This is a genomic window from Actinoallomurus spadix (assembly GCF_024055725.1).
GTDB classification, from domain to species: domain Bacteria; phylum Actinomycetota; class Actinomycetes; order Streptosporangiales; family Streptosporangiaceae; genus Actinoallomurus; species Actinoallomurus spadix.
The window spans coordinates 246,237-266,153 of the sequence record NZ_JAMXMX010000008.1; the positions used below are offsets into that span (position 1 = coordinate 246,237).

General features: G+C 70.7%; 27 protein-coding genes. 7 read left to right on the top strand and 20 right to left on the bottom strand.

Going from position 1 to position 19,917, the window contains the following annotated elements:
* Positions 1–92: 92 nt before the first annotated feature.
* Complete coding sequence (locus tag NE235_RS14470; protein ID WP_252802882.1) at positions 93–680, top strand: TetR/AcrR family transcriptional regulator; 588 nt, start codon at positions 93–95, stop codon at positions 678–680.
* On the opposite strand, the gene NE235_RS14475 is transcribed toward NE235_RS14470, so the two are convergent.
* A complete protein-coding gene (locus NE235_RS14475; protein ID WP_252802884.1) occupies positions 644–1,324 on the bottom strand; it encodes a response regulator transcription factor in 681 nt (226 codons plus the stop codon). The two genes, NE235_RS14470 and NE235_RS14475, sit on opposite strands and share 37 nt — an antisense overlap.
* A complete protein-coding gene (locus NE235_RS14480; protein WP_252802886.1) occupies positions 1,321–2,535 on the bottom strand; it encodes a sensor histidine kinase in 1,215 nt (404 codons plus the stop codon). Before NE235_RS14480 ends, NE235_RS14475 begins: the two co-directional genes overlap by 4 nt.
* 91 nt (positions 2,536–2,626) lie before the next feature.
* On the opposite strand from NE235_RS14480, the gene NE235_RS14485 reads away from it, so the two are divergent.
* Complete coding sequence (locus NE235_RS14485; protein WP_308206076.1) at positions 2,627–3,634, top strand: SAM-dependent methyltransferase; 1,008 nt, start codon at positions 2,627–2,629, stop codon at positions 3,632–3,634.
* A gap of 26 nt (positions 3,635–3,660) precedes the next feature.
* On the opposite strand, the gene NE235_RS14490 is transcribed toward NE235_RS14485, so the two are convergent.
* A complete protein-coding gene (locus NE235_RS14490) occupies positions 3,661–4,851 on the bottom strand; it encodes a cytochrome P450 (protein ID WP_252802888.1) in 1,191 nt (396 codons plus the stop codon).
* A 92-nt stretch (positions 4,852–4,943) separates the two neighbouring features.
* Here NE235_RS14490 and NE235_RS14495 point away from each other — a divergent pair, with 92 nt between their 5' ends.
* Positions 4,944–5,090 carry a helix-turn-helix domain-containing protein gene (locus NE235_RS14495; protein ID WP_252802891.1) on the top strand — a complete coding sequence of 49 codons (147 nt, stop codon included), beginning with the start codon at positions 4,944–4,946 and terminating at the stop codon, positions 5,088–5,090.
* A gap of 43 nt (positions 5,091–5,133) precedes the next feature.
* On the opposite strand, the gene NE235_RS14500 is transcribed toward NE235_RS14495, so the two are convergent.
* Positions 5,134–5,625 carry a winged helix-turn-helix transcriptional regulator gene (locus NE235_RS14500; RefSeq protein WP_252802892.1) on the bottom strand — a complete coding sequence of 164 codons (492 nt, stop codon included), beginning with the start codon at positions 5,623–5,625 and terminating at the stop codon, positions 5,134–5,136.
* 94 nt (positions 5,626–5,719) lie between these two features.
* Between NE235_RS14500 and NE235_RS14505 the strand changes: the two genes are divergently transcribed.
* The gene (locus tag NE235_RS14505) at positions 5,720–6,217 is read left to right on the top strand and encodes a tautomerase family protein (protein ID WP_252802894.1); all 498 of its coding nucleotides are present in this window, start codon (positions 5,720–5,722) and stop codon (positions 6,215–6,217) included.
* A gap of 128 nt (positions 6,218–6,345) precedes the next feature.
* On the opposite strand, the gene NE235_RS14510 is transcribed toward NE235_RS14505, so the two are convergent.
* Together NE235_RS14510 and NE235_RS14515 are read right to left on the bottom strand one after the other, a co-directional pair.
* Positions 6,346–7,686: a PH domain-containing protein gene (locus tag NE235_RS14510; RefSeq protein WP_252802897.1), complete on the bottom strand. Its 1,341-nt coding sequence runs from the start codon at positions 7,684–7,686 to the stop codon at positions 6,346–6,348.
* A gap of 86 nt (positions 7,687–7,772) precedes the next feature.
* Positions 7,773–8,435 carry a PH domain-containing protein gene (locus NE235_RS14515; protein WP_252802898.1) on the bottom strand — a complete coding sequence of 221 codons (663 nt, stop codon included), beginning with the start codon at positions 8,433–8,435 and terminating at the stop codon, positions 7,773–7,775.
* 94 nt (positions 8,436–8,529) lie between these two features.
* On the opposite strand from NE235_RS14515, the gene NE235_RS14520 reads away from it, so the two are divergent.
* Positions 8,530–9,684, top strand: a complete 1,155-nt coding sequence (locus tag NE235_RS14520) for an NADH-quinone oxidoreductase subunit D (RefSeq protein WP_252802900.1) — start codon at positions 8,530–8,532, stop codon at positions 9,682–9,684.
* Positions 9,685–9,691: 7 nt separating this feature from the next.
* On the opposite strand, the gene NE235_RS14525 is transcribed toward NE235_RS14520, so the two are convergent.
* The 5 genes from NE235_RS14525 to NE235_RS14540 form a co-directional block, all read right to left on the bottom strand.
* Positions 9,692–10,015 (bottom strand): helix-turn-helix domain-containing protein, encoded by a 324-nt coding sequence (locus NE235_RS14525; protein ID WP_252802902.1) that lies wholly within the window; start codon positions 10,013–10,015, stop codon positions 9,692–9,694.
* Positions 10,012–10,380, bottom strand: coding sequence for a type II toxin-antitoxin system RelE/ParE family toxin (locus NE235_RS14530; RefSeq protein ID WP_308206077.1), 369 nt, complete (start codon positions 10,378–10,380; stop codon positions 10,012–10,014). Before NE235_RS14530 ends, NE235_RS14525 begins: the two co-directional genes overlap by 4 nt.
* Before the next feature lie 267 nt (positions 10,381–10,647).
* On the bottom strand, positions 10,648–12,135 hold the full coding sequence (locus NE235_RS14535) for a hypothetical protein (protein ID WP_252802904.1): 1,488 nt from the start codon (positions 12,133–12,135) through the stop codon (positions 10,648–10,650).
* Positions 12,136–12,299: 164 nt separating this feature from the next.
* Positions 12,300–12,458 carry a DUF397 domain-containing protein gene (locus NE235_RS38675; protein WP_406567576.1) on the bottom strand — a complete coding sequence of 53 codons (159 nt, stop codon included), beginning with the start codon at positions 12,456–12,458 and terminating at the stop codon, positions 12,300–12,302.
* Positions 12,400–13,242: a helix-turn-helix domain-containing protein gene (locus NE235_RS14540; protein ID WP_252802906.1), complete on the bottom strand. Its 843-nt coding sequence runs from the start codon at positions 13,240–13,242 to the stop codon at positions 12,400–12,402. Before NE235_RS14540 ends, NE235_RS38675 begins: the two co-directional genes overlap by 59 nt.
* Before the next feature lie 100 nt (positions 13,243–13,342).
* Here NE235_RS14540 and NE235_RS14545 point away from each other — a divergent pair, with 100 nt between their 5' ends.
* A complete protein-coding gene (locus tag NE235_RS14545) occupies positions 13,343–14,224 on the top strand; it encodes an ATP-binding protein (protein WP_252802908.1) in 882 nt (293 codons plus the stop codon).
* Here NE235_RS14545 and NE235_RS14550 read toward each other — a convergent pair.
* Complete coding sequence (locus tag NE235_RS14550; RefSeq protein ID WP_308206078.1) at positions 14,201–15,037, bottom strand: MerR family transcriptional regulator; 837 nt, start codon at positions 15,035–15,037, stop codon at positions 14,201–14,203. The genes NE235_RS14545 and NE235_RS14550 overlap by 24 nt on opposite strands.
* Here NE235_RS14550 and NE235_RS14555 point away from each other — a divergent pair.
* Positions 14,946–15,362, top strand: coding sequence for a hypothetical protein (locus tag NE235_RS14555; protein WP_252802912.1), 417 nt, complete (start codon positions 14,946–14,948; stop codon positions 15,360–15,362). The two genes, NE235_RS14550 and NE235_RS14555, sit on opposite strands and share 92 nt — an antisense overlap.
* A 97-nt stretch (positions 15,363–15,459) precedes the next feature.
* Here the strand turns inward: NE235_RS14555 and NE235_RS14560 are convergent, their stop codons facing one another.
* The 8 genes from NE235_RS14560 to folP form a co-directional block, all read right to left on the bottom strand.
* Positions 15,460–16,317 carry a haloalkane dehalogenase gene (locus NE235_RS14560; protein WP_252802915.1) on the bottom strand — a complete coding sequence of 286 codons (858 nt, stop codon included), beginning with the start codon at positions 16,315–16,317 and terminating at the stop codon, positions 15,460–15,462.
* Between the two features lies 1 nt (position 16,318).
* Entirely contained in the window at positions 16,319–16,795 is a 477-nt protein-coding gene (locus tag NE235_RS14565; protein ID WP_252802917.1) for a MarR family winged helix-turn-helix transcriptional regulator, read from the bottom strand.
* 77 nt (positions 16,796–16,872) lie between these two features.
* On the bottom strand, positions 16,873–17,208 hold the full coding sequence (locus NE235_RS14570; protein ID WP_252802919.1) for an MmcQ/YjbR family DNA-binding protein: 336 nt from the start codon (positions 17,206–17,208) through the stop codon (positions 16,873–16,875).
* A gap of 57 nt (positions 17,209–17,265) precedes the next feature.
* Positions 17,266–17,739: a DUF3180 domain-containing protein gene (locus tag NE235_RS14575; protein ID WP_252802921.1), complete on the bottom strand. Its 474-nt coding sequence runs from the start codon at positions 17,737–17,739 to the stop codon at positions 17,266–17,268.
* Entirely contained in the window at positions 17,736–18,260 is a 525-nt protein-coding gene (folK, locus tag NE235_RS14580) for a 2-amino-4-hydroxy-6-hydroxymethyldihydropteridine diphosphokinase (RefSeq protein WP_252802923.1), read from the bottom strand. Before folK ends, NE235_RS14575 begins: the two co-directional genes overlap by 4 nt.
* Positions 18,257–18,619 carry a dihydroneopterin aldolase gene (gene folB, locus NE235_RS14585; RefSeq protein WP_252802925.1) on the bottom strand — a complete coding sequence of 121 codons (363 nt, stop codon included), beginning with the start codon at positions 18,617–18,619 and terminating at the stop codon, positions 18,257–18,259. Before folB ends, folK begins: the two co-directional genes overlap by 4 nt.
* Entirely contained in the window at positions 18,616–19,047 is a 432-nt protein-coding gene (locus NE235_RS14590; protein ID WP_252802927.1) for a nuclear transport factor 2 family protein, read from the bottom strand. Before NE235_RS14590 ends, folB begins: the two co-directional genes overlap by 4 nt.
* On the bottom strand, positions 19,044–19,895 hold the full coding sequence (folP, locus tag NE235_RS14595) for a dihydropteroate synthase (protein ID WP_454464575.1): 852 nt from the start codon (positions 19,893–19,895) through the stop codon (positions 19,044–19,046). The genes NE235_RS14590 and folP overlap by 4 nt, the downstream gene beginning before the upstream one ends.
* Positions 19,896–19,917 lie beyond the last annotated feature (22 nt).

Here is a 19,917-nt window from a genome sequence, read left to right on the forward strand (position 1 = left end):
GGGATACGCTGAATCGGACCAGCGATCCACATAAGTGAACCACTGATCCGAATATATGGACCACTGATCCGGATAGTCAACAAGAGGGACGGATGCGGGCCGACGCCAGGAAGAACCGCGACCACCTGCTCGCCGTGGCGAGCACCGCCATCGCCGAGCAAGGCGTCGACGTGGCCCTGCGCGACATCGCGCGCCGGGCCGGTGTCGGGCTCGCCACGCTGCTGCGGCACTTCCCGACCCGCGAGGCGCTGCTCGATGCCCTGCTCCACGCGAGTTTCGACGAACTGACGGCGAAGGCGGGCGAGCTCGAGACGTCCAGCGCGCCCGGAGACGCCCTCGTCTCGTGGCTACGCGACTGCGTCACGTGGACGACCGAGTACCGCGGCGTGACCGTGCTGATGGCGGCCGCGATCGAGGATCCCGAATCCGCGCTCCACGCCTCGTGCGTCACCCTGCGCGCCGCCGGTGCGCGGCTCCTCACCCGGGCCCAGGCCGCGGGCACGGCGCGCGACGACATCGATGGCGACGATCTGTTCGCGCTGATCGCCATGCTCGCCTGGGCCGGCGATCAACCCGCGCTCGCGCCACGCGCCGATCACCTCTTCGAGGTCGTCGCGAGCGCGGTCCTGCCGGCCGCCGCCGGTCAGTCGGCGCCGCTGCGGACGAGGCCGGTCTCGTAGGCGAACACGACCGCCTGGACGCGGTCGCGCAGCTCCAGCTTCATGAGGATGCGGCCGACGTGGGTCTTGACGGTCGCCTCGGAGACGTACAGGCGGCCCGCGATCTCCCCGTTGGACAGGCCCTTGGCCACCAGGTGCAGGACCTCGCGCTCGCGGGCCGTGAGGGTGTCCAGCCGGCCGTCCGGCGCCGGCTCCTCGGCGGGGAGGTGCGGCACGAACTTGTCGATCAGCCGCCGCGTGGTGCTGGGCGCGACCACCGCGTCACCGGAGCAGACCGCGTGGATGGCCTCGATGAGCTGCGTCGGGCCGGCGTCCTTCAGCAGGAACCCGGCCGCCCCGGCCTTCAGCGCGGCGAAGGCGTACTCGTCCAGGTCGAACGTGGTCAGAATGATGACCTTGGGCGCGTCCGGCAGCGCGCAGATCCGCCGGGTGGCCTCGATGCCGTCCAGGCGCGGCATCCGCACGTCCATGAGGACCACGTCGGCCGGGGTCTGCCGGGCGACCCGCACCGCCTGCTCGCCGTCGCCGGCCTCGCCCGCGACCTCCAGGCCCGGCTGCGCGTCGAGCACCATGCGGAACCCCGCGCGTACGAGCTCCTGGTCATCGACGAGCAGGACCCGGATCGGCGCCGTCTCATCCGTCATGCCGCGTTCGCTTCCGCTCGTGGTCGGGGTTCGGTCACCGGAAGGTGGGCGAAGACCTCCCATCCGCCGCCGGACCGTGGCCCGGAGCGCACCGACCCGCCGTACAGGGCGGCGCGCTCGTTCATGCCGACCAGGCCGTGACCCTTACCGTCGCTCAAGGCGGCGGCGCCCCGGCCATCGTCGCGGATGCGGATCTCCACCGCGTCATCACCGTAGTGGAGGTTCACCTCCGCCGTGGCCGCGGGCCCGGCATGCTTGCGGGTGTTCGTCAGCGCCTCCTGGACGATGCGGTACACCGTCAGCTGCAGCGCCGTCGGCAGCTCCGACGGCACCCCCTGCACCGTGAGGCCGACCGGCAGCCCCGCCGAGCGGATCTGGCCGACCAGCTCGGACAGCTGCTCGATGCCGGGCTGCGGCGCGTACGAACCGGCGTCGTCCTCCTCCCGCAGCACGCCCAGCATGCGCCGCATCTCGGTGAGCGCCTGCCGCCCGGTCGCCCCGATCGTTTCCATCGCCCGTTTCGCCCGTGCCGGGTCGATGTCCACCATGTACGAGGCGCCGTCGGCCTGCACCACGATCACGCTCACGCTGTGCGCGATGACGTCGTGCATCTCCCGGGCGATCCGCGCCCGCTCGGCCGCCGCCGCGACCTGGGCGTGTGCGTCCCGCTCACGTTCGAGCCGCCTGGCGCGCTCCTCCAGCTCGGCGGTGTACTTTCGCCGGGTGTTCACGTAGAGCCCGCCGATCCACACGGCCGCGGTGAAGACCGTGAACGGGATCAGGTTGTTCCAATTCATGGAGGAGTTCGGCAGCACCCACCAGCGCCACACGGCGATCACCGAGCCGAACTCGGTCACGAGAGCGGCCGCGAGCGACCAGCGGAACCTGCACCCGGTCGCGACCGCGTACAGCATGACGAACACGTTGCCGTCCGCCGGCCCGGCCTCGACGTTGAAGGCCCAGTGCACGGCCGCGACGATCGACACGATCGCGAACACCGCGCGCGGCCACCGCCGGCGCCAGATCATGGGGACGCACATCCCGACGACGATCGCCAGATACGCGAGTTCCGGGATGGGCCGCCGGCCGACGATGTCCGAGTTCGTGTAATTGCTGGTGACCGCCAGGGACAAGGCGGTGATCGGCAGCGCCCACACGATGTCGACGAGCCGGGGATGGCGCCGAAGCCAGGCGAAGAGACGGGCGAACACCGCATCAGCGTACGTTCGGGGGCGCCGCAGGCGCGTCAGCCGCGAGTCTGAGGCGGAGTCCACCACGAGGCGCACGCGGTACGGTCGAGAGGTGGGTCAGGTCGGGTGGCGGGCGGCGATGCAGCAGGCGCTGTACGGGCCCGGGGGCTTCTACGCGCGGGGCGAGCGGCCCGCCGCGCACTTCCGGACCTCGGTGCACGCCTCGCACCGATTCGCCATGGCGCTGGCCAGGCTGATCGCGGAGGTCGACACCGCTCTGGGGCACCCGGCCCGGTTCGACCTGGTCGACGTGGGCGCCGGCTCCGGAGAGCTGCTCGCCGAGATCCTGTCCGTGACGAACCTCGGCGGGCGGCTGCGGCCGGTCGCCGTCGAGGTGGCCCCGCGGCCCGCGGGCCTGAGCGGGGCGATCGAGTGGTGTTCCGCGCCGCCTGAGGACATCACCGGGCTGGTCGTCGCGAACGAGTGGCTGGACAACGTGCCCGTCGACGTCGTCGAGCTCACCGACGAGGGGCCGCGCCTGGTCGTCGTGGATCCGCGCACCGGAGCCGAGATCCCCGGCCCCGCCCCCGCCGTGGAGGACACCGAATGGCTCGAACGCTGGTGGCCGCTGCGCGAGCCCGGTGACCGCGCCGAGATCGGCCGGCATCGCTGCGCGGCGTGGGCGTCGGTCCTGCGGCGCCTGCGCGGCGGTCTGGCCCTCGCCGTCGACTACGCGCACGAACGGGACCACCGCCCCGCGTACGGCACGCTGACCGGGTACCGTGACGGCCGCTGCGTCACCCCGGTGCCCGACGGCTCCTGCGACATCACGGCGCACGTCGCCCTGGACGCCTGCGCCGAGGCCGGCCGGCTCGCCGGGGCGACGTCCACCCTGCTCACGACCCAGCGCGCCGCGCTGCGCGCGCTCGGGCTGCGCGGCGCGCGGCCCGCGCTGGACCTGGCCCGGTCGGACCCGCGCGCCTACCTCCGGGCGCTGCGCGCCGCCGGGGAGGACGCCGAACTGATCGACCCGTCCGGCCTGGGCAGCTTCGGGTGGCTGGTGCAGACCGTCGGGGTCGGCCTCCCCGCCATCCTGACCGAGACCCGCCCCTCACCCTGACGGCGGCTCAGACCTCGCCAGACGGCTCAGATCTCGACTTGGAGGGCGCGCAGGCCGCGCAGGACGTAGCCCGGCTTCCACTCGGGGTCGGCCTTGACGGTGAGCCCGGGCGCGAGCCGGAGGAACGCGCGGAACGACTCGGCCAGCTCGACCCGTGCCAGGGGCGCGCCCAGGCAGAAGTGGATTCCGGCGCTGAAGGCCAGGTGCGGGTTCGGGGTACGGGACAGGTCGAGGACGTCCGGGTCGGCGAACACCTCCGGGTCCCGGCAGGCCGAGGCGAACTGCAGGGCGACCTCGGCGCCGCGCGGGATCGGCACGCCGCCGACCTCGATGTCCTCCAGCACCCAGCGTTCGAACAGCGGCAGCGGCGTGTCGTACCGCAGCAGCTCCTCCACCGCCGTGGGGATCAGGTCGTGGTCGGCGCGTAGCCGCTCCAGCTCCCCGGGGTTGCGGAACAGCGCCCACCAGGAGTTGCCGGTGGCGTTCACGGTCGCCTCGTGCCCGGCGTTCAGCAGCAGGGCGCAGGTGCCGATCAGCTCGCCCTCGGTAAGCCCCTCGACCTGGCACAGGGCGCTGATGAGGTCGTCGCGAGGGTCCTTCCGGCGGGCCCGGGACAGGTCGCGCAGATAGTCGGAGAACTCGATCGAGGAGCGCACCGCCGCGTTCTGGATCTCCGTGGACGGGTTCAGCTGGTACATCCCGCACATGTCCGCCGACCAGGGCCGCAGCAGGTGCCGGTCGGACTCGGGGACGCCGAGCATCTCGGCGATCACGGTCACCGGCAGCGGCTCGGCGACCTCGGCGATCAGGTCCCCGCCGCCCCGCTCGACCAGGCCGCCGACGAGTCCCTCGGCGAGCGCCCGGATCCGGGGCCGGAGGTCCTCGACCATGCGCGGGGTGAACGCCTTCGACACCAGCCGCCGCAGGCGCGTGTGGTCCGGCGGCTCCATGTCGAGCATGCCCGCGTCGTTGAGGTCCCAGAACGGCTTCAGATGGTCCGGCTGCGGCGCGCGGCCGAACTCCTCGTCGGTGGCGACGTGGTGGTACGTCCGGCCGAGCCGGCGGTCCCGCAGCAGCGTGTTGACGTCGGCGTACCGGGAGATGACCCACTGGTTCGTCGGTTCGTGGAAGAAGACCGGCGACTCACGGCGCAGGCGCTCGAAGGCGGGGTACGGGTCGGCGACGAAGGCCGGCGACCAGGGGGCGTAATCGTTCATCAGTTGCGCGGCGGGGCGATCCGGGCCTTCAGGCCGGCAAGGAAACGCCGCTCCCTCCTTCGATTGCCGGTGGGGCTTGTCAGGTTGCGGGCATGCGGTTCCGGCTCGCGCCCACGCCCGCCCAAGAGCAGGCGCTGCTGGAGCACTGCTCACATGCCCGATATGTGTGGAATCTAGTCGTTCCATACGTGCCCGGTCTTCCGGGACAGTCGGCCTCTCGTCTGAGTAGACGCCCCTGAGAACGAGCCGGCACCCCCGGCGCCGGCCAGAGGCAAGCGGATCTCAGGAGCTTTCCACGAAGCGCGCGCCGGGCCCGGGCGTACGGCAGACGTCTTCCGGGGCGAGGTGGCTGTGCCCCGCAGCGCACTCGAGGACGACCTTGACCGGCTCGTCGCAGGAGCTCGCATCGTCGACGGGCCGGTGCCGGACGATGACCGACGGGCCCTGCGGGTCGGCGAGGTACGTGTCGCCCCATTCCAGGAGCGCCACGAGCGTGGGCCGCAACGCCCGGCCCTGCTCGGTGAGCTCGTAGGCGAAGCGCCGCCGATCCCCGGGCTCCTGATAGGGCACGCGGCGCATCACTCCCGCGGTCACCAAGGTCTCGAGCCGAGTCGCCAAGAGATTTCTGGCGATCCCGAGGCGAGAGTGGAAGTCTCCGAACCGGCGCGCGCCGTCCAGCGCTTCACGAACGATCAGCAGCGACCAGCGCTCCCCCACCACCGAGAGGGCGCGCGCCACCGAGCAGTTCACTGGGTCGATTCGCCGCGTCTCCATGGGACGAGTGTACCGATCTGGGTTTACAAGCTGCACTTAGCCCTCGTAGGCTCCGGGCTGAGTTGAAGAACTAAACCCATAAAGGAGATCGACCATGCCCATGCTCGACGTGTACATTCCCGACGGCGCGCTCCAGCCGGACGCCGAGGCGGCGCTGCTGAACCGCATCACCGAGATCCTCGTCCGCAACGAGGGCTTCGACCCCGCCGACCCGGTGAGCCGTTCCGTCTCCTGGCTCTGGCTGCACCGACCGGCCGGCATCTACGTCGGCGGAGAACCCGCGGACGCACCTCGCTACAAAATCGTCCCGTCCGTCCCCGAGGGCCAGCTCGACGAGCAGAAGCGAGCGAGCGTCATCGCCGAGGTCACCGAGGCGATCCTCGACGCGGAGAACGGCGCCTGGCCGCGTGACGCCAGCCGGATCTGGGTATTCCCCACCGAGATCCCCGAGGGTCACTGGGGCGGCTGGGGCCAGATCAGGCCGCTCGCAACGATCCTCGCCCGACTCACCGGCGACGACACCAAGCGGGCCCGTACGCTCGCGCGTGAGCGGATCACTGCCACCCGAGCCGAACACGCCCGCCTGCCCTGATGAGCGGCGAACGAAGTGGGGATCGATGCGGCCGGTGACACGGTCGTCAGGACGTTACTACGGGGCAAAGGTTCTCTGACGCGACATAGAGCCGGTGGAATCCCCCGCGTGCAGTCGGGGGGAGGACGTCAACGTGCCCAACGTTCGGTACGGATGTCGGTGGCACGCGCCCGGTGCGCCCGCCCGGCCGCCGACTCGACGATCGCGCGGGCCTCCCCGAGCTCGCGATCCTCCGCGGCGACCTGGACCGGTCCAGGTGGCGCGTCGATGTGAACGGTACCCAGCCCCAGCAAACGCTGGAACGGCCCGGCGGTGAGACGCACGCTCTGCGCCCGCGCGTGGGCGATCACGTCGAGCCGCCGGCACACCCGGCCCCGGCGGGTGACGAACAGCCGGTCGTCCGTGCCGGCCTCCCCCTTCCGGAACGGCGCGAGCCACGACCGGGGGGCGGGCAGCAGCGGCACCGCCTCGGCGTTCGTGCCGGGGAAGACCAGGCCCACCATCCGCATCGCGACGTCCCGCGGCGCGACCGGCAGCAGCACCGACGACAGCGCCTGCCGGTCCCCGACGTAACCGGCGACGGTCACGTCGATGCGCGCCCAGCCGTTCCCCCGCCACAGCAGCGGCTCGACGACCCGGACCGCCTGCACCCGGCCCGGCGGCACGGTCTGCATCCGGGTCTCCATCAGGCCGTACCGGAGCCGCAGGCCGTCCGGGGACAGCGCCGCGGTGAAGTTCGTGTGCATGACCAGCGGGGCGATCACGCCGCGGGCCAGGCCCAGCAGCACCGGCAGCGCGGCCGCCAGCACGCCGAGTTCCTTGAACACCACCCCGAACGCCAGCAGCGCCACCAGCAGCATCAGGGCGCCGATGACCGGCAGCCTCATCAGCTGCGAGCCGAGCAGCGTCCCGAACCCGACCCGCCAGTACGGGCGTTCGGGCGCCTCCGGCGTGTGGCCGGGCAGCCCGGCGGCCCGGGCCAGCAGTTCGGCCCGCAACTGCTCGGCCATCGGCCGCCCGAGGAAACGGAACTTCGTCTCGGCCTGGTCCCCCCCAGCCAGCTCCACCCGCACCTCGGCGAGCCCGAACACCCGGGACGTCAGCGGCCGTACGACGTCCACGGCCTGCATGTGCGCCAGCGGGATCCGGCGGTTGCGGCGGCGCAGGATGCCGGTCTCGACGACGAGGTCGTCCCCGGAGATCCAGAACTTCAGCGACCACCAGATCCAGAAGCCGATGGCCGCGGCCACGGCGGTCACCGGCAGCATCACGACGAGGAAGCGTGCGATGACCGCCGGGGTGAGGGCCAGCGCGACGCCGTCCGGGGTCTGGGTGAGCAGCAGCGAGTAGCCGCCGAGCACGAACGCGATGACGACGACCCCCACCGCGTTGATCACCGCGGTGGCCAGGTGCAGCCGGTGCACGCCGTGGGAGAAGTGCACGGGCGGCTTGGGCGGCGGCCCGTACATCGGCGGACCGTACCCCGGCCCGTACATCGGCGGGGTGAATCGCGGACGCGGCGGCTGCCCGTAGCCTCCCGGACCGTAGGGACCGTTCAAAGCCCGATCGACCTCGCCTCGCCCTTCTGCGCGAGCCGGTCCCGCAGGATCGCGGCGTCGCGGGCGGGCAGGCCGGGGATGCGCGCGTCGGTGGCCGCCGCCGCGGTGTGCAGCCGCACCGTCGCCACCCCCAGCCACTGTTCGAGCAGCCCGGCCGTCACGTCGACGTACTGCATGCGGCCGTACGGCACGACGACGAGGTGCCGGACGAAGAAGCCGTGCGTGACCAGCAGGTCGTCGGCGCGCTCGGCGAACCCCCACGACCGGTAGCTCAGCTCGGCGACGATCCAGCCCACCGCGCAGGCGACCAGGACCAGGGCGAGCCAGATCAGGCCGCCGGCGAGCCCGCGCGTCCGGGACAGCACGAACGCGCCGATGATCGTCACCGGAAGCGCCCACAGCAGCACGGCGATGCGCCGCTGCCAGGTCAGCTTCGGTGAGACCCGCACCCATGCCATGCCGCCCGGCGGGTCGAACGCCTGCTCCGCCCGCGCGCCGATGGGCACAACCGAGGGCGTCGACGGCCCGTTCGGGGCGGGCGGCGGAGGCGGCGGCCCGTACGGCCGGGTGCCCGGCGCGCCGGGCGGCAGGATGTTCGGACTGCCCGGTGGCATGTCCTGCGCCGCGCGCGGATTCGGATACTGATCGCCAGCGTTCATGGTGCGAGTAAGTCAACCCCAACCGGGCCGCCTTCCGCGAGACCCGCCATGGCAGGATGGATGATCGGAGCGAGCGGAGAAGGCGAGCGCGGCAGTGAGTACCGAGCGGATCGTGGGCGTGGGCGCGGGGACCAAGGACCTCGCCACCGAGGACATGACGCTCAACATCGGGCCGCAGCACCCCTCCACGCACGGCGTGCTGCGGCTGCGGATCACCCTGGACGGTGAGCGGATCACCGCCGCCGAGCCGATCATCGGGTACATGCACCGGGGCGCGGAGAAGCTCTTCGAGGTCCGCGACTACCGGCAGATCATCGTGCTGGCCAACCGGCACGACTGGCTGTCGGCGTTCGCCAGCGAGCTGGGCGTCGTCCTGGCGGTCGAGCGGATGCTGGGCATGGAGGTGCCGGTCCGCGCGGTGTGGGCGCGCACCCTCCTGGCCGAGCTGAACCGCGTGCTCAACCACCTGATGTTCCTCGGGTCGTACCCCCTGGAGGTCGGCGCGATCACCCCGATCTTCTACTCCTTCCGCGAGCGCGAGCAGGTGCAGCGCGTCATGGAGGAGATCTCCGGGGGCCGGCTGCACTACATGTTCAACCGGGTCGGCGGCCTGAAGGAAGAGCTGCCCGCCGGCTGGCTCGGCCGCGTCACCGACGCCGTCGCCGCCGTACGGCACGGCGTCGGCGACATCGACAGGCTCATCCGCGGCAACGAGATCTTCCGGGCCCGCACCCGCGGCGTCGGCGTGCTGACCCGCGAGCAGATCGAGCAGTACGGCGTTTCGGGCCCGATCGCCCGCGCCTCCGGCGTCGACTTCGACCTGCGCCGCGACGAGCCGTACCTCGCGTACGGCGAGCTCCAGGACGTGCTGCGCGTCGTGACCCGGACCGAGGGCGACTGCCTGGCGCGGTTCGAGTGCCTCCTCGACCAGGTGCACGCCTCACTGGACCTGGCCGACGCCTGCGTCGCCCGGCTGAAGGAACTGCCACCCGGCCCGATCAACGTACGGCTGCCGAAGGTGCTGAAGGTGCCGGAGGGTCACACGTACGCCTGGACGGAGAACCCGCTCGGCATCAACGGCTACTACCTCGTCTCCCACGGCGAGAAGACCCCGTGGCGGCTGAAGCTCCGGTCGGCGTCGTTCAACAACATCCAGGTGCTCCGCGAAATGCTGCCGGGCCACCTGGTCGCCGACATGATCGCCATCCTGGGATCGATGTTCTTCGTCGTCGGCGACATCGACAAGTGACCGGCCGCTATGCGACGACGAGCCACTCGTCGCCGAAGTTGGCCACGATCTTCAGCTTCCCGCCGAGCGCCTCGACGTAGCGGGTCAGTACCTCGGTCCCCACATCGGTCACCCGGCCGGTCTCGATCTGGCTGACGCGTCCAGGTGAGACTCCCATGATCTCAGCGACCTGCGCCTGAGTCATGCCTCGGCGTTTGCGTGCTTCTGCGAGCTGGTGTCCCCGCACTTCGGCCATCATCGCTTCTCCGAGCGCCGCGATCCGCTCTGAATCGGCGGCGATCTGACCGTGCTTCGTGTCCCTCCACCGCTTGACGCCGTCCACGAGGCTCACCCTTCCCTCATACGATCGCCGAGGTAGCGCTCATAGAGCTGTTCGGCCACTGGAATGTTCTCTGCGTACCATCGTGACCACTTGCCTGCTTTGTCACCCGCGACCAGCAGAACCGCCGATCTCCAAGGATCGAAGACGAACAACACGCGTAGCTCACTGGACGCTGCCGAGCCGGGCCTCAACTCCTTCAAGTTCTGCAACTTCGATCCTACGATTCGATCGACCATGGGGCGGCCGAGAGCCGGCCCATGGAGTTCGAGTTGATTGATCGCCGCCAGCACTAAATCGTATGAACGAGGGTCGATGACCTCGAGGTCATCCAGCCACTCGAGCACCTCATCAGTGAGGTAGATCTCCCAGCTCACCAGCTCTATCCGTTCCCGACTTTAGCTACGACTAAACATGCAGGGCAACCCTTCACTACTGGACATTACTTATAGCACGCTTTTGAACTCGGAGAGTGATGAATCAGCCGGTAGGCTGTGCGCCGCCGTTTTGGGCGCCGGGGCGGCGGTGGGACGGAGGGAGGCGCAGAAGGTGTACGTCAAGGTCGGTGTCCGCAGCGACACGTACGTCGAGATCGCCCCGGGACCTGTCGAAGGGCGAGCGCGTGGTGACGTCCGGCTGAGCGGTCAGCCCGCCACCCGGTAGGCGCGCGAGACGGTCTCGGTGACCTGGTCCCCCGCGCTGTCGACGGCCGTCGCGCGCAGCGCGACGAACCCCGGATCGGACGGGTTGGTCACGGACACCGTCCCGTTCGTCACCGCGAGGGCCTGCCAGGTCTTCGACCCGTCCGTGGACGCCTCGACCTTCAGCGTGGTGACGGGGTGCGCCGCCGCGCCCGCGTTGGTCACCACCCGTACGGGGATCTCGGTGGTGGAGCCGGGCGCGGCGGCGTTCCGGTCGTCGAGGCCGCGCGGCGTGAACCGCACCGTGCTCAGCGGCAGCGCCGTCCTCTTCGCCGTCCGCGCGGACCTGAACACCCAGCTCAGCTGGACACGGTCGGACAGCGTCGCCTCGGCGGCGTCCCGGGTGGCCGTCACGTCGAGACGGTAGGTCGCCGCCGACTTCCCGAGGGTGACGTCCGGCTCGTACGCGTCGAGGGCGAGCGTCTTCGTCCCGGCCCGTAGCTTCACGTTCGCGATCGTGAACTGGTCGAACCCCCAGTTCCCGGCGCCGTCGGACAGCAGGTTCACCGGCGTGTAGTGCAACTGGTCGCCCGTCCGGTAGCCGCCGGGCGCGGCGGGTGCGAACACCGCGGCGTTCCAGGTCTCGGCGGGTGCCGTGCCGTTGGCGTACGTCCGGGTGGCCGGGCTGATGTCGCCGAACAGCGGGTGGGAGGACGACTCGTACCACAGCTCCCGCTTGCAGGGCGCGCCCGGCTGGACGTACTCGGTGACGGTCGCGGGCGCATCCAGCCACATCTCGTCGTCCCCGCCCCAGACGGCGCCCCGGCAGCGCGGGTTCACCTTCATCCCGTCGCCGAACGACCGGTAGGTGACCTTGACCTGCGCGAGGTCGGCCTTGGTGACGTGCTGCGTCACTCCGGCCGGGATGCCCCCGGAGTAGGAGGTCCCGAGGCGGTAGATCACGCCCGGCCCGGTCCAGGTGCTGCCCTGGGTGAACGTCACCCCGGAGCGCTTGACCGGTACCGCGTACAGCCGCCCCGGGACGTCGTCGGTGGTGAAGTCCATCGCCCCGTGCCGCACGTGGACCCGGATCCGGCCCTGCACGGACGGGTCACCGACCGACAGGTCGATCGGCTTTCCGCCCTTGGCGCTCAGCGTGACCTTGTCGTGGCCCTTGGACACCTTGTACGTGGTGAGGACGACGGTGTTCTCGGGTGACTCGCCCGGCTCGTTCCGCGCGATCGTCGCGTAGATCTCGTACGTCCGCTTGTCCGGCAGTTTCGCCACGGCGTTGTCACGACCCATGACCGGCCAGGACTTCCCGGCCGCGGGGTCGTAGATCTGCGCGGTGATCCAGGGCACCTTCCCGGCCCGGCTCAGCCCCTTGATCGTTAGGTATCGCCAGGTCGTCGCCGAGGCGGTCCCGGGCAGCGAGCCGAGGACGAGGGCCCCGGCAACCCCGGCGACGAGCGCACGTCTCCCCAACCCCATGAGCACCTCCGGAATGAAGATCCCAAGCCTTACATTCCGGGCACCGCGCACACCTCGCGTGGCCGAACCAGGCCACAGCAAGCCCGCCGAGCACGTTCTGGGCCTCTGCCCCGAATGACAGTGCCCCCGGCGCTCAACCGCCAGGGACACCGCCTTCTCTCGGCTTACTCAGCCAAGAGGCGATCGATCGCAGCGACCTCGACACAGTCGTTCTGACTGCCGCTGCGGGTGCTCTTACGCCAGTCGAGGGGGTAGGACATGGGGCTACTCCTTGGACATGTCGGCGAGCAGGGCCGCCGACTCCTCGGGGGTAAGGGCCGCATCGCCGATGCGGTCGAAAGCCAGCCTAATCCGCCGATTCCCTTCCGCGCTTTCGACGTACTTCTCCCCAGAGATGTCCTCGATGCAGGACACGGCCGGATCGATGGCCTCGACGAACTCGAAGTGAGTGAATGCTCCTTCAAGGCCGATACTGGCTCCGGCGGTGAACGGCAGGACCTGGATGGTGACGTTCGACCGCTTGCGGGCGATCTCCTCGATCTTTCGGAGTTGTTCCCGCATAACGGCTGCACTTCCGACCTCATGGCGCAGCGCCGCCGCACCGACGATCGCGTGGAACTCCGGCGCGTCGGGTCGGCTGAGCAGCGTCTGCCGGGCGATGCGGGCCTTCACTCGTTTCTCGATTCCGGTCGAACCCAAGTGGGGCAGGCCCGCCCGAATCACGGCGCGGGCGTAGTCCTCAGTTTGGAGGAGGCCCGGGATCAGCAGGGGCTGCCAGGAACGGATGAACGAGGCGGCGTCTTCGAGGCCAACATAGGAGCCGGTGAAGACGCCGAGGTCCTCCCACCAGCCGCGTTCGCCGGCGTCGCGGGCGAGGCGGATGAGGCTGTCGCGCTTGCCGTCGGGCACGCCGTACAGGTCGATGATGTGGGCGACGGTCTTGGGCGGTGGGATGGCGCGCCCGTTCTCGAACCGATTGAGCTTGCTGTAGGACCAGCCCAGCTGCGCCGCGGCCTGCTCGACGCTCAGACCGCTGCTCTCACGAAGCCCCTTGAGCTCCGTCGCAAGTCGCCGGGCGCGGACGGAGAGGCTGTGTACGGAAGCCATGGCGAGAGTCTGCCTCGGACGATGAGGTCACGTCAGGTGTTCGGCCACTTTCGGTGAATCTCCGAATACAGCTTGTGATCAATGATGACATCACCTCACCATGACCGCAGCACGCAACGCAGGCCTCGGTCGACGCAAGCCGACCATGCACCCCTGTAGGGGGTTCGATCACGTGACACCCGAACCGGCAGCTCCGGAGCTGAGCACGGCCCCGAACGCGTTCGGCCGGCCCGACTGGCTCTCACTCCACGTCCAGGACGTCTCCGCGCCGATCGCCCGGCGATTCGCCGAGGGGATCGCGGCCGAGCACGGCGCGGACCGCTGCACCATCGGCCTCGTCACCAGCGAGCTGGTGACCAATGCCCTACGCGCCGCGCAGAAGCTGGTCGAGGACGGAATGGTCCCGCCGTGGACCTACCCGGACCGGCCAGTACGGATCGGTGTCCTGGCGGCTCCACGATGGATGCGCCTGTCCATCATCGATCCGGACCCGCGACCGATCGATCCTTGCGCGGTGCCCAATAACGGCTGGGGCCTGGGAATCGTGGACACTCTCTCAGCGGCACGCTGGACGACGTACGAAACCGATGGCAAGACCGTGCACGTCGTGATCCCGGCCCCCGGCGTCGAGCTGACCTCGGCGGAACTGAGCGCCCTGACCGCGCGATCCCTGGCGTGTACTGCCATTAGGGGACAGCACACGCCAGGGATCACGCGTCCCGCCAGCTCAGGCGGATCGGCGAAGGTCGGACCGGACCTCGCTCGCGAGCTCGTGGATCTTCTCTTCGGTTCCCCGCAGTCTCGCCTCGGCCTGGGCGGTCCGCTCGGCCGCGCGGCGCTCCCGCCGGGTCGGCTTACGGTTCGTCCGGGCCCTCATCTTCGAGCGGGCGAACAGTCCCATCACACTCACTCCTCCGGCTGCGCTCGTGCCGCCAGAAGATCCCCCGTATTCAGCGGTTCATTCCGTTCGCGAGTCACCTGACGCAGAGCCCAGGAGCCGGGCCGAGATGTGCTCCTGGGCCAGGAGGCGCAGCGCGGCGATGAGCCGCTCGCCGAGGATGGTCCCGACGACGACGCTCTCGGCGATGCGGTCCGCGTCCGGGCGGGAGGCGACGGCCGCGACCTCCCGCTCGGCGAGCCGTTCGACGGCGTCCGCATAGGAGTCCAGGTCGGCGGCCAGGTCGTCCTGGCCGAGTGACTGCAGGACGGCGATGGTCTCGGCCAGCGTCCCGATGGCGGGAGCGTCCGGCTCGATCATCCAGCCGCGTTTCTCGATCAGCTCGCGGACCCGGGCCTCGGCGCGGGCGTCGGCACTCTCCGCCGGCGGCCACGAAGGGGCGAGGGCGCGGTGCACGGCCCCGATGCGGTGATGCAGGGCCTGGTCGCCGGCGTCGAGCGACTCGAGCACCTCCTTGACGCGTGCCACGGGGAGACCGGCCAGCTCGATGAGGGCCCGGATCAGCCGGAGCCTGCGCAGGTGAGTGTCGGCGTACTCCGCCTGGTTGGGGCTGGTCAGCTCGCCCGGCGGCAGCAGCCCTTCCCGCAGGTAGAACTTGATCGTCGGAACCGAGACGCCCGATCGTCGGCTCAACTCCCCGATGCGCATCCTTGCCACCCCCTCCAGCAATATGGATAGTATCACTAGCCATAAAGCGGATAGTGTGACTATCCACTCGTTCCCCCTCGTCAGGAAGGACGTGGCCATGGAGACCCTGGCCCTCAGCACCGAGTCCCGGGTGATCGCCGGGGCCGTGCTCCTCACGATCGTCACCATCGAGGTCGGCGGCTGGTTCATGACCCGGATCGCCTCCGGCGGCGTGCCGATGACCGACTTCCAGCGCTCCTTCGCCCGAGCCGGGCACGGCCACGCCGGCGTCCTGGTGCTGCTCAGCCTGATCGGCCTGCTCTACGCGGACGCGACCGGCCTGACCGGCGCGCTGCTGTGGACGGCACGGCTGGGCGTGCCGGTCGCCGCGATCCTGATGTCCGGCGGATTCTTCGCCGCGTCCGCGGGGCGAGGCGCCACCGCGCCCAACCGGTTCGTCTGGATGCTGTGGATCGGCGCGCTGTCCCTCGCCGCGGGCGTCCTCAGCCTGGGCCTCGGCCTGCTGACCGCATGACCGGCGCGCCGATGCGGTGATCGCTGGTGATCGCTGCCCATAGCGATCACCAGTGCTCTCGTCTTCGGGAGCCCGGCGACCCGGCTCTCGAGAAGGCCTATCGCAGGCCGTGGCGGTCCGCCCAGTCGGAGACGGCGGCGGCGATCTCCTCCGGGCGATCCTCCGGGGCGTGGTGGCCCGACTTGCCGCAGGCGACCGTCTCCAGGGCCGCAATGTTGGCCGCGCACCAGTCGGCCATCTCCTCGTCGATCAGCAGCGTCGGCGAGCCCTCGAAGGTCATCAGCAGCTTCGGGACGTCCGGGCTGGTCGCCAGCCACGCGTCGTACGCCTCGATGCGGGCGACCAGCCCGGCCGGCTCGCCGCCGAGCGGCATCTGGCGGGCCCAGGCGAGGATCGGGCGGCGGCTCTCCGGCGTGGGGTACGGGGCGAGGTAGACGGCCAGGTCCTCGCCGGAGACCGGGGTGAGGACGCCGCCGGTGAATGCCTGGCGGACGAAGAGGTCCTGCTCGAGGACCATCTCCTCGCCGGCGCCGGGGGTGCGGATCAGCTCGGAGCGCTTGCGGGCCTGCGGCGACAGATTCTCCCAGGCCATCGGCTTGACGATGCTCTCGCAGAAGGCCAGGCCGAGGACGCGGCCGGGGTGCCGGGCCGCCCAGTCGAAGGCGAGCGCGCCGCCCCAGTCGTGCCCGACCAGGACGACGCGGTCCAGGCAGAGGGCGTCGAACCAGGCGTCGAGGTAGCGGGCATGGTCGGCGAAGCCGTACGAGATGTCGGGCTTGCCGGAGCGGCCCATCCCGATCAGGTCGGGGGCGAGCAGGCGGCCCGGTCCGACGGCCCGCATGACGTGCCGCCACATGTGGGACGAGCCGGGGTTGCCGTGGAGGAAGACGAAGACCGCCCCCTCCCCGACGTCCTCGTAGTGCATGGTCGAGTCGAGAACGTCGGTCTCTGACATGTCAGGAGTCCTTTCGCGACGGCGGGAGGTCGAGCGGGGCGTCCAGGAGCGTCGTCAGGTCGCGGACCAGGGCCGCGGTGCGCGGGTCGTCCTGGCCGCCGAGCGGCGCCAGGAGCCGGTCGAGCAGTTCCTGGACCAGGCCCATCGCCGGTCGTACGACCTCGTGCCCCCGGTCGGTGAGGGCGAGGCGGACGGCGCGGGTGTCGGTGAGATCGCGGGTGCGCTCGATGAGGCCATCGGCCTCCAGCGTCCGGGCGAGCTTCGAGACGTACAGCGCCTCCAGGCCGGTGTGGTCGGCCAGCTCGCGCTGGCTGGGTCGCCGCCCGGCGCGCTCGAGGCCGAACAGTGACGACAGCAGCACGTACTGCGCGTGCGTGAGATCCAGGGGCGCCAGGGTGCGGTCGACCGCGACGCGCCACTTGTTCGCCAGCCGCCAGACCAGGGAGCCCGGCGTCGGGCCCTTCGATGTTCCGCTCACACCGAATACCGTACATGACTACTGTAGCCATGGCTACTATTTCCCCGATCGAATGCCCGCGGCCGACGGGCCACGGGCTACCCCTCGTAGGCCCGAACGAGGCGCTTCGGGGCGGTAAGGCGCCAGGCGTCGGTGAGGAGCTCACGCAGATGACCGGCGTCGACCCGCGTGACGTCCACGCCGACCCAGCCGTGCCGCCCGACGTACGCCGGGAAGGAGAAGATCTCCGGATCCTCGGCGAGCAGCGCCGTCTGCTCGTCCTTCGTGGCCTTCACGCTCGCGAACGTGCCGTCGTCCGACAGCATCGCGAAGATCCGGTCACGGACCCGGAACGTCGGCCGGCCCCACGTCTCGCGCTCCTCGGCCTCGGGCAGCGCCAGCGCGATCTCGCGCAACTCCTCCGCGGACGCCATGCGCCCCTCCCGTCTCGGTCGGCTCCCGGTACGAAGCATGGCAGCCGCGACCGACACTCAGATGCGCGAGGCGTGCCGGTGGTCGTTCTCGTCCTCCGGGCCCTTCGGCACGCGGCAGGCGTACTCCAGGAACAGCGCCGCGCCGATCAGCGCGACGCCGGCCAGGGCGGTGCCGCCGCTGACGAAGAAGTCGCGCCGGGGCGTCGGCTTGTCCAGCGACGAGATCAGGTAGACGGCCATGCCGGCGAAGCCGCCGGCCAGCACGGCCGCGGCGTGCGAACTCGCCTTGGCCAGCGCCGCCAGCCGCGCGGCGACCAGCGGCTCGATCGGTTTCGTGTCGGGCTTGTGCTGGATGCGGGCGCGCGTGAAGAACGCGGTGTACAGCTCGCCGAGGGCGAGCAGCAGCAGTGACGGCACCATCGTCCACGGCAGGATCGGCAGCGACGTGTAGAAGAGGCGCACCACCGCCCACACGACGACGGCGACGCCGATGAATACGGCGGCCAGGACCGCGATCCGTGTCGGCTTCACGCGGGCGGCTGCAGGGAGAGGTCGTCGCGGCGCCGGAGCTCCTGCCCGGCGACCGCGGGCAGCAGGTCCGCAACCCGGCCACGGCCCGGCAGTGCGGCGTCCGGGTCGACGTCCGACCACGGCACCAGCACGAACGCCCGCTCGTGGGCGCGCGGGTGCGGCAGGACCAGCTCCGGCTGGTCCGACGTCAGGTCGTCCACGGTGACGATGTCGATGTCCAGCGTGCGCGGTCCCCAGTGCAGGTCACGGACGCGGTCCATCGACTCCTCGATGTTCAGCACGCGTTCGAGGAGCGACTGCGGCGCCACGCTGCTGTCCGCGACGATCACCACGTTGAGGAAGTCGTCCTGCTCCGGGCCGCCGACCGGCTTGGTCTCATAGACCGGCGAGATCGCGATGAAGTCGAGGCCGGGCGCGTCGAACAGCGCGTCGATGCCCTCCTGCAGGTTGTCCAGTCGGTCGCCGAGATTGCTGCCCAGCGACAGCACGGTTCGGCTCTTCTTCTGCTCAGATGTCGTCATGAGCGGCTCCGGTGGATGGTCACGGCCACGTCGGTGAAGGGGTGGGGCACAGGGGCATTGGGCTTGTGCACGGTGATCTCCACGCTCTCGACCTGTGCCACGTCGAGGCAGCGGGCCGCCAGTCGCTCGGCCAGTGTCTCGATCAGGTTGACGGGTTCGCCCTCGACCACGGCCACGAGCCGGTCGGCAAGTGCCCCATAGTCGACGGTACGCAATAGATCATCTCCGGCGGCGGCCGGGCGGATGTCAAGGCCCAGGGTGACGTCGATGACGAACTCCTGGCCGAGTTCGCGTTCGGCGGGCAGGACGCCGTGCCGGCCCCACGCCCGCAGGCCCCGCAGCACGATCCGATCGTTCACTCCGCCTCTTCCTCCCGGCCCAGGACGGGTGAGCCGTGGTGGAGCCACAGCCGCCACCCGGCCTCCGTACGTACGAACACGTTGGTGGTCACCACGCTTCCCCCGGTGGTCAGGCCGATGTCCGTCTCCTCCGCGGCGGTGATGATGTTCTCCGCGCAGCTCACGACGGCCTGGTCGCCGGAGATCCTGATCTGGGTGTCGGTCAGCACGAACTGGATGTACGGGGTGTTGGCCATGATCAGCGCCCACGAGCGCAGGACCGCGCTCCGGCCCCGGATCAGCGGCCAGCCCGGATGCACGCACACGACGTCGTCGGCGTACGGGCCGTCCGCCCAGACCGCGCCCATCCGGTCGAGGTCCGCGGATTCGAACGCGGCGTAGAACTCGCCGTGTACGCCCTCGACGGCCTGGACGTCCAGCTCGGTCACCGGGCGGCTCCCCAGGCGGCGGCGACGCGTACGGCGTCGGCGTTGGGCCGGACCTCGTGCACGCGGACGCACCAGGCTCCGGCGGCGGCGGCCAGCGCGGTGATCGCGACCGTGGCGTCGTCGGACTCGGCGAACGGGCGGGGCGTCCCGTCGGGCGCGGCGAGCAGCCGGCCGAGGAACCGTTTCCTCGAGGCCGCCACGAGGACCGGGTGGCCGAGCGCCCGCAGGGCGTCGAGGTGGGCGAGGAGAGTCCAGTTGTGATTGTCCTCGGGCCGTTTGGAGAACCCGAGGCCCGGGTCGACGATCAGCAGGGACGGGTCGACGCCCTCCTCCAGCACCGCGTCGATGCGGGCCCGCAGCTCGTCGCGCACCTCGCGGACGACGTCCTCGTACACGGCGCGCTTGTCCATGTCGTGGCTGTGCCCGCGCCAGTGCATGACGACGTACGGGACGTGGGCCTTGGCCACCGCGCGCGGCATGGCGGGGTCGGCCAGCCCGCCGCTCACGTCGTTGACCAGCCGGGCGCCGGCGGCGACGGCGGCCTCGGCGACCTCCGCCCGCATCGTGTCGACGCTGACCGGCACGCCCTCGGCGGCCAGCGCGTCGATCACCGGGATGATCCGGCGCAGCTCCTCGCGCAGCGAGACCCGCTGCGCGCCGGGCCGGGTCGACTCACCGCCGACGTCCACGATGTCGGCGCCCTCGGCGACGAGAGCGAGGCCCCGGCGGATCGCGGCGTCATGGTCGAACCAGGCGCCGCCGTCGGAGAAGGAGTCGGGCGTGACGTTGACGACGCCCATGACGAGGCAGCGCCCGGGATCGGGCAGGCCGGCGACGCTCATGGTCATACTCGTCAGCCTAGAGGGTCGC

What these genes read in the sequence shown, in the direction of transcription:
- folK (WP_252802923.1), bottom strand. Translation starts at nt 18,260, where the DNA reads ATGACGACATCTGAGCAGAAGAAGAGCCGAACCGTGCTGTCGCTGGGC.
- NE235_RS14555 (WP_252802912.1), top strand. Translation starts at nt 14,946, where the DNA reads ATGGAGACCCTGGCCCTCAGCACCGAGTCCCGGGTGATCGCCGGGGCC.
- folP (WP_454464575.1), bottom strand. Translation starts at nt 19,895, where the DNA reads ATGACCATGAGCGTCGCCGGCCTGCCCGATCCCGGGCGCTGCCTCGTC.
- NE235_RS14470 (WP_252802882.1), top strand. Translation starts at nt 93, where the DNA reads ATGCGGGCCGACGCCAGGAAGAACCGCGACCACCTGCTCGCCGTGGCG.
- NE235_RS14505 (WP_252802894.1), top strand. Translation starts at nt 5,720, where the DNA reads ATGCCCATGCTCGACGTGTACATTCCCGACGGCGCGCTCCAGCCGGAC.
- NE235_RS14560 (WP_252802915.1), bottom strand. Translation starts at nt 16,317, where the DNA reads ATGTCAGAGACCGACGTTCTCGACTCGACCATGCACTACGAGGACGTC.
- NE235_RS14490 (WP_252802888.1), bottom strand. Translation starts at nt 4,851, where the DNA reads ATGAACGATTACGCCCCCTGGTCGCCGGCCTTCGTCGCCGACCCGTAC.
- NE235_RS14540 (WP_252802906.1), bottom strand. Translation starts at nt 13,242, where the DNA reads ATGGCTTCCGTACACAGCCTCTCCGTCCGCGCCCGGCGACTTGCGACG.
- NE235_RS14570 (WP_252802919.1), bottom strand. Translation starts at nt 17,208, where the DNA reads ATGGCGTCCGCGGAGGAGTTGCGCGAGATCGCGCTGGCGCTGCCCGAG.
- NE235_RS14545 (WP_252802908.1), top strand. Translation starts at nt 13,343, where the DNA reads ATGACCGCAGCACGCAACGCAGGCCTCGGTCGACGCAAGCCGACCATG.
- NE235_RS14495 (WP_252802891.1), top strand. Translation starts at nt 4,944, where the DNA reads ATGCGGTTCCGGCTCGCGCCCACGCCCGCCCAAGAGCAGGCGCTGCTG.
- NE235_RS38675 (WP_406567576.1), bottom strand. Translation starts at nt 12,458, where the DNA reads ATGCGGCCCTTACCCCCGAGGAGTCGGCGGCCCTGCTCGCCGACATGT.
- NE235_RS14500 (WP_252802892.1), bottom strand. Translation starts at nt 5,625, where the DNA reads ATGGAGACGCGGCGAATCGACCCAGTGAACTGCTCGGTGGCGCGCGCC.
- NE235_RS14510 (WP_252802897.1), bottom strand. Translation starts at nt 7,686, where the DNA reads ATGTACGGGCCGCCGCCCAAGCCGCCCGTGCACTTCTCCCACGGCGTG.
- NE235_RS14535 (WP_252802904.1), bottom strand. Translation starts at nt 12,135, where the DNA reads ATGGGGTTGGGGAGACGTGCGCTCGTCGCCGGGGTTGCCGGGGCCCTC.
- NE235_RS14475 (WP_252802884.1), bottom strand. Translation starts at nt 1,324, where the DNA reads ATGACGGATGAGACGGCGCCGATCCGGGTCCTGCTCGTCGATGACCAG.
- NE235_RS14550 (WP_308206078.1), bottom strand. Translation starts at nt 15,037, where the DNA reads ATGAACCAGCCGCCGACCTCGATGGTGACGATCGTGAGGAGCACGGCC.
- NE235_RS14515 (WP_252802898.1), bottom strand. Translation starts at nt 8,435, where the DNA reads ATGAACGCTGGCGATCAGTATCCGAATCCGCGCGCGGCGCAGGACATG.